The 6977-nt window shown below is 30.2% G+C and carries 7 protein-coding genes; 1 reads left to right on the forward strand and 6 read right to left on the reverse strand.

The annotated features are described in order from the left end of the window. Positions 1–11: 11 nt before the first annotated feature. The 6 genes from Q5O44_RS01355 to Q5O44_RS01380 all read right to left on the reverse strand — a co-directional run bounded on the left by Q5O44_RS01355 (position 12) and on the right by Q5O44_RS01380 (position 6005). On the reverse strand, positions 12–575 hold the full coding sequence (locus Q5O44_RS01355) for a GNAT family N-acetyltransferase (RefSeq protein WP_022166586.1): 564 nt from the start codon (positions 573–575) through the stop codon (positions 12–14). 108 nt (positions 576–683) lie between these two features. Beyond that, entirely contained in the window at positions 684–1469 is a 786-nt protein-coding gene (locus Q5O44_RS01360; RefSeq protein WP_022166587.1) for an ABC transporter ATP-binding protein, read from the reverse strand. Then, entirely contained in the window at positions 1466–2458 is a 993-nt protein-coding gene (locus Q5O44_RS01365; protein ID WP_022166588.1) for an iron ABC transporter permease, read from the reverse strand. Before Q5O44_RS01365 ends, Q5O44_RS01360 begins: the two co-directional genes overlap by 4 nt. Positions 2459–2460: 2 nt before the next feature. Next, a complete protein-coding gene (isdE, locus tag Q5O44_RS01370; protein ID WP_022166589.1) occupies positions 2461–3339 on the reverse strand; it encodes a heme ABC transporter substrate-binding protein IsdE in 879 nt (292 codons plus the stop codon). A 15-nt stretch (positions 3340–3354) separates the two neighbouring features. Next, positions 3355–3999 (reverse strand): NEAT domain-containing protein, encoded by a 645-nt coding sequence (locus Q5O44_RS01375; RefSeq protein ID WP_022166590.1) that lies wholly within the window; start codon positions 3997–3999, stop codon positions 3355–3357. Positions 4000–4058: 59 nt separating this feature from the next. Continuing rightward, the gene (locus tag Q5O44_RS01380; RefSeq protein ID WP_022166591.1) at positions 4059–6005 is read right to left on the reverse strand and encodes an NEAT domain-containing protein; all 1947 of its coding nucleotides are present in this window, start codon (positions 6003–6005) and stop codon (positions 4059–4061) included. Positions 6006–6185: 180 nt separating this feature from the next. Between Q5O44_RS01380 and Q5O44_RS01385 the strand changes: the two genes are divergently transcribed. Then, positions 6186–6911: a helix-turn-helix transcriptional regulator gene (locus tag Q5O44_RS01385; RefSeq protein ID WP_022166592.1), complete on the forward strand. Its 726-nt coding sequence runs from the start codon at positions 6186–6188 to the stop codon at positions 6909–6911. Positions 6912–6977: the final 66 nt, after the last annotated feature.

Consider the following 6977-nt stretch of genomic DNA (forward strand, 5'->3'; position numbering starts at 1 on the left):
TGTATTTAGATTTATTTTTGAAGTTTCTTAGCTACAACGTATCTTCTCAATCCACCATATTTCAACTTGTCCTTTTTTATTTCATAGCCAAGATCTAAGAAGCTTTTTAAACTATATTTATTATAAGGAGAAACAGTGGCACATAATAGCTTATCATTATTATTTTTTGATATCCTTTCTAATTCAAGACAAATCTTCTTTTGCAGTGAATTTCCTCTGTACTCTGGTGAAACCACCGTTGATTCAATTTGTCCTACTGATAACAATTCCTCTTTAGCCATTTCCAAATCATAACCATAGTTATTTTCTCTATGTCCTAGTTTACCATATACACCCATAGCTATAAGTTCATTGCTTTCACTTTCATAGCATCCAATTACATTACCTAATTCTTTAATGTATAAAAGGAATTCGTCTTCCTCTGATGGTGCAAATAATTGCTTATCTTCCAATGCATCTATAACAATTTTCTGTAATCTCATTATATCCTTAATATCTTTTTCTTCTAGAAGCTTAAACTGACCTTGTAGTATTACTCCATCTTTTCTTTTTATCTCAAGTATTTCTCCCATCATAAACTACTCCTTAAAATTTATTTTTTATTACATATTTGTTATTATATCACAATCATTATATTATTATTTATACCTTTTATTATATTAAAAACAGCAAAAAGAATTGCGTTAAACGCAATTCTTTTCTCTTTTCATTGGTACAAAGTACACATTATCTTTTTGATTACTTAAGAATCCACCTATATTATAAACATCATTTAATAAATTCATACTTATTACTTCACTTGCTTTGCCTATTTTAATAAGCTGACCATTTTTCATAACCATAATATTATCACTATATGTTAATGCTTGATTTATATCATGCAAGACCATTACTATAGTTAATCCATCTTCTTCCTTTAATTCCTTTATAAGCTCCAACAATTCTATTTGATGATAAATATCTAAATATGTAGTAGGCTCATCTAAAAATAATATCTTACTTTTTTGAGCTAAAGCCATGGCTATAAAGACTCTTTGTCGTTCTCCACCGGACATGCTCATGACTTCCTTGTGCTGTAATTTTGCAAGTCCAGTCCTTTCAATTGCCCACTGGACTATTTCTTCGTCTTCCTTAACATTCTTTTGGAAATACTTTTTATGTGGCATTCTTCCATATGCTATAAGCTCTTTTACTGTTATGTCATCGGGTACAGTATTTTGTTGGTGTACAGTGGCAATTTCCTTAGCAATATCCCTATACTTCATGTTATTAATATTTTTATCATTAATGATGATTTCACCATCTGAAATCTTATTTAGTCCACATAATAAACTTAGCACTGTAGATTTTCCACTACCGTTTGGGCCAAGTATTGTGGTTATTTTTCCTTTTTCAATATTAAAGGTTAAATCTTTAATAAATTCTTTTTTCTTATCATAAGTAAAAGCTATTTTATTTGCATTGATCATTTTAAGTCGCTCCTTCTTAAAAGATATAAGAAAAATGGTGCTCCTATTATACAAGTTACAACGCCAACTGGTATTTCATATGGCTTCATGATAATTCTTCCCAGTGTATCTGCAAATAACACTAAGAAAGCTCCTAAGATTCCACTACAAGGAATTAAATACTTATGATCAGATCCTACTATTATTCTACATATATGTGGAACAACCAATCCTACAAAGGAAATAACACCACCTATTGCCGTTGAGATACTTGCTAAAAATACAGCAATTAAAGTAACTAAAATCATATATAAATCGCTATTAAAACCTAAGCTTTTAGCGTTCTTACTTCCTAGAAGAAGAACATTGCATATCTTGCTTGTACATATGGCTAAGATAATTCCTATAATTGAGTATGGCAATAACATATATACATTATCCCAATTAACTGTAGCTAAGCTTCCCGTGATCCACTTTTGTATATTACTTGCTCCAAGTCCAGCACTTACAGTAAACATTGATGAAAGCCCACCTAAAAGTGCATTACAAGCTGCTCCTGCTAGAACTATCCTTATAGGCGATAAACCCTTTTTATAAGCCATCAAATAAACAATAGCACAACATACAAGCCCTCCTAAGAATCCAAATATAGGTCTCATTGTGGTTACACTTGGTACAAATACCATAAAAAACACCGTTATAGCGCAAGCACCAGATGAAATACCTGTAATATATGGATCAGCTAAGGGATTTCTTATTACTGCTTGCAAAAGTACTCCTGAAATAGCTAGATTGGCTCCAATAAGTACTGCTATTATTACTCTAGGCATTCTTAAATCCTTTATTATGCCAACATTGCCAGTACTTTCTCCTGATAACATTCCCTTGATTAGTTCAGTAAAGCTTATATCTATGCTTCCTAATCTTAATGAAATCAAGATAGTTACCATCAATACTATCAACAAAGAGAAAATAAAAGCAATTTTAGTTTTTTTACTTAAAACCTTCATCCTTACTCACCTTTATCATGTACTATATCATATAGCATATCTAAACCTTCAATTACTTTTAAATTAGCACTCATGCCAAAATAAGTATTATCTAGATATTCAATCTTACCATTTCTTACAGCCTCAATATTCTGCCATGCAGAATCAGTTGACATTTCTGCTTCCAATGCTGCTTTCGTCTCCTCTGGCAACGCATGTACCATCACAAGGATTTTATCTGGATTTAACTTTGCTATTTCTTCCTTACTATATGTTACATACGCTAAAGAAGTATCCTCAATAATGTTCTTTCCTCCCACAATTTTAACTAAATTTCCTATATAAGATTTTTCAGTGGCAATCATTGTTGAACCTGGTGCTGCAAATAAAATAAGTATATTAGGTTTTTCTTTTTCACTTATTGAAGCCATTTCTTCTTCCTTAGTATTTAGTTCTTTAAGTATAGCTTCTGCCTCAGCCTGCTTATTAAATTTATTTCCTAAATTACTAACTGTCTCTTTTAATCCTTCCAAGCTTGATAATGAAACAAATTCACTTGGTATATTGTTATCTGTAAATAGCTTTTCATAATCTGCTCCTAATGTATCAACAGACACTACCACCGACGGATTTAATGACTTTATTATTTCTAAATCAGGACTCATTGGATTACCAACTTCTACTGCCTCCTTTGTACTTTCTGGTAGTTCATATGAAGTGGTAGGAACTCCTGATACTTTTACTCCTAAAGCATCTAAAATTTCTGTTACTGCTACAGAAGTAGCTACTACAACATCTTCATCATTGTTAACAACAACATCTTTTTTGTCATTACTACAACCTATCATTGTTGCAGAAAGCATTGTTACCATTAACATTCTTAATATATTCTTAAATTTCATATTAATTCTCCAGTCTTACTTTTTTCTTTTTAACATTATAGTACAAACTATACCAATCACTAATATTGCTACTCCACCAAATAAAATTACTTTACTAATACTATTATTTTCTTCTGTATTATTATTTTCACTTATAGGCATTATTTCATTATCTTGTATTTCTTCAATAGCACTATTTTCAGTAGTTTCTTCTGTACTTTCTTCTTCAATAGATTCAATTAATGACATTGTTTCTAATTTTGGTATTATTCCAAACTCTACGTCTCTTCCCATTGGACCTACATATATACATGCTTTTAATTCATCACTTAATGAAGTTGCAGATACTTTCAATGTTACTATTCCATCTCCATCAACTCTTTCTACTGGCACTTCAACATCATTGACCTTCACTCTATAATTTTCCATATAATCAGTTCCTGAGAAGCCAATAGTATAAAGAACTTCATCTTTGGTAATCTTCACTGTCATAGTATCATTTAAATAACTTCTAGCCATAGACATGCCAATTTCAGTATCATGATATACATCATTTGCTACTTCATATATTCCACTTGCAATATTTTCTTCTGCTAAAGCCGTATAAACATTAATATTTCCCATGATAACTATTGATAACACCATCATCATAAATATCTTTATCTTATTAATTATTTTCATTTTTTTCCACCTTTTCCTTTACACTGAAAATGGGCCTTTCAGCCCATTTTATTTTTTTCTTATTTAACTTTTTTTCTTAAAAGAGCACCTGAACCAATTGCCATTAAGCCCATAGATAATGCTAATGCTGATGATGTTGTCGCTCCTGTTTCTGGAAGTGAATCAGCTTCTATAGTATACTCATTAACTAAAGTCATGGTATCTAATAATAATTCAACTCCAAATTCAACATCTCTTGCCATTGGTACAACATAAGTTTTAACTGATATTGCATCATTTAAGCTTGCAATAGTAAATTTAATTGATACTGAATCACCAGTACTTGAAACTATGCTATGACTTACCTTACTACCATTTACATAAATTTCATGATTTTGCATGAATTCAGTTCCTGTAAATGTTAATGTCACATAATACTTACCATTTATTTCTTTTACTTCTGTATTGCTATTTAAGTATTTTCTCGCCATTGCTACTCCTGTTGCATTATGATGAGTAACATTATTTTGCACATTGTAAACTTTAACTGTAACTGTTTCTTTAACATTTGTTTCTTCTTCTACCTTGTTATCAGCAGAATTGCTTGTACTATTATTTGTTGAAGATGAATTATTACCAGTTGAGTTATTTGTACTATCTTCTTCCTTATCTTCTTCAACATTTCCATCAACTAATGTAAGAGTATCTTCTAGCATCTTTACATCAAAATCAATGGTTCTGCCCATTGGAATTACGTAAGTTCCCACCTTAATTGAATCACTTAAGCTTTCTACGGCAAATCTTAAAGCTATCTTACTTGACGTGCTTTCAACAATTTCAGCATCAACTTTGCTACCATTTACATATATTTGATGATTATTCATATATTCAACACCTGTAAAAGTCATTGTTACATAGTACTTACCATTAACTTCTTCTACCTTGGAAGTAGAATTTAAATATTGTCTTGCCATTGTCATACCAGTAGCATTTTCATGATATACCTGATTTTCTATTGTGTATACCTTAGTTCCTGGTATTGTCTCTGAACCTTCCCCATTATTTCCTGAGTCTGGTGTAGTTTCTGGTTTAACTTCTGGAGTTTCAGGCACTTCTGGTGCTGTGTCATTCTTGTCATCTTCTGCTGGATTATCTGTCTCCTCACTTATCTTTGCCAATGTATCCATATCATTAATCACATAGAAATCAACTGGATGATTCATTCCTTTTATGTTCATTCCTAATAATACTTCTGTATCTACTGATGGAACTTCAAAAGTAACTGTTCTTGCATTTGAATCTTCAACTATATCTAGTTTTTTTCCATCTAAAGAAACAGAAATATTTTCTAACATAGAATACATAGATGAAAAAGTAATTGTCAGATATGTTCTGCCATTTTCAACACTTATTAAAGTTTCACTTTCGATAGCTCTTCTTGCTGAGGAATTCCCATGCTCACTATCTGTAGAGTATCTTGTAATATTACTTGCTTTATATTTACCATCCCCTAAAACAACAGCACCTGTTTCTTCTTCAAAAGCTTCTTCTAATGTTAATGTATCCATATTATTTTCTACATAAAAAGATACCTGTCTTCCCATCATGCTAACTGTAACATCAACCTTAACCTTTGAATCCACAGATGGTACTTCCATAGTAACTGATTTTTCATCATTATTAACCTCAGCTATTAATTCTGTATCATCCATAGAAACTTTTATATCACTTAGCATTTTAAACATTCCTTCATCAAAATACATTGTTAATAATACTTTGTCATTTTGAACTACTATCTTTGAATCTTCCTTTAATACTTTTCTAGCCATACCTTCGCCTGTAGCATTACCTTCTTCTACATACTTAGTAGTATTTTTTACAGTATATATTCCACTTTGTAATTGTTCTTTATTTATTAAAACTGATGCATTTATCACATCAGCCTTTGCCACTGGAGTGATAGCTCCAAATACTGATGTAGCAATCATTATTGCTGATAATATACGACATATCTTCTTCCTTAACATTCCATATCCCCCTGTACTCTGGTAGTATATTTATTTTTATTTCATATTGACATTTTATTATTTTTTGCGATAATTGAAACTGATTATCATTTACTTTTATTATAATAACATATCTTTTTAAGATTGTTTTTAAGGATATTTATGTTTTATTTTATAGATTTTTGACTATGGAGGTATAAAATGACTGCTTTATATACTAAATTAGATAATTTTTTTAATTGCTGCAATGTTCCTCTTTCAATAATAGATTTAAATTCAAATTTTCTTTATGAACGTAATTTAAACAAATTATCAAAAGATACATTAATAGATTTAAATATTGTAGATAAAATTGCTAAAAATAATATAAATTTACCACAAGAAATTCAATCAGGACATTTAAAAATAGTGGCAATTCCTTTTGCCAACAATAATAAAAATTCTGCTACTTTTCTTTTACTAGGTCCCTTTACTACCTCATTAAAAGAAAATGAATCCTTATACTATATTAATTGTGAAAAAGGGCTTAATTACTTTATTAAACTCCTTAAATTATTTTTATCCTATAAGAATACATGCTCCTATGAAAAAATCTCTGATGTCTCACCAATAATCAAAGAATCACTGGATTATGTACATAAGAACTATGCCAAGCAAATTACAATTAATGATATTTGTGACAAATTTAAAATAAACAAATGCTATTTTTGCTGTATGTTCAAGAAAGAAACTGGTCAGACATTTATTAACTATTTAAATAATTATAAAATAGAAAGAAGTAAGGATTTATTAAAAAATACTAATATGACTCTACTGGATATCTCACTGGAGGTGGGCTTCAATAATCAAAGTTACTACAGTACTATTTTTAAAAAATATACAAATATGACTCCACAGGAATATAGAGAAACTGCCCTTTATGCATAAAAAATCACACAGCCATAGCTGTGTGATTTTTTTCAGTTTGTTGAAAAACCCCCTGTTTAAAAAACA

Origin of the sequence: Clostridium sp. CAG:221, from assembly GCA_000435835.1 — a bacterium.
GTDB lineage: Bacteria > Bacillota > Clostridia > Clostridiales > Clostridiaceae > Clostridium.